Origin of the sequence: Pseudomonas sp. KB_15, assembly GCF_052114525.1 — a bacterium.
Taxonomy (GTDB): domain Bacteria; phylum Pseudomonadota; class Gammaproteobacteria; order Pseudomonadales; family Pseudomonadaceae; genus Aquipseudomonas.
Window position 1 is genome coordinate 1 of record NZ_JBFREX010000308.1, and the last position, 390, is coordinate 390.

A 390-nucleotide genomic window follows, 5' to 3' on the forward strand; every position below is an offset into this window, starting at 1 on the left:
CTTCAAGTACATCCTCGACGGCCTGAACGCCGAGCGTACGCTGATCGCCGCCGAGTGCATCGGCGACGGCTACTGGTTCATGGACCGCGTGACCAAGTACGTGACCGAGCGCCAGGTCTTCGACCGGCCCATCGGGCGGAATCAGGGCGTGCAGTTCCCGATTGCCGAGTCGTTCATCGAACTGGAAGCCGCCAACCTGATGCGCTGGAAGGCCTGCGAACTGTACGACGCGCACGCGGCGATGGGCGCGCAGGCCAATATGGCCAAGTACCTGGCCGCCAAGGCGAGCTGGGAGGCGGCCAATGTCTGCCTGCAGTTCCACGGCGGCTTCGGCTTCGCCTGCGAGTACGACATCGAGCGCAAGTTCCGCGAGACGCGCCTCTATCAGGT

1 protein-coding gene is annotated in these 390 nt (G+C 64.6%); it reads left to right on the forward strand.

The annotated features are described in order from the left end of the window. Positions 1-390: acyl-CoA dehydrogenase family protein (locus AB4Z35_RS31025; protein WP_442101300.1), on the forward strand; the 390-nt coding region annotated here is incomplete at both ends.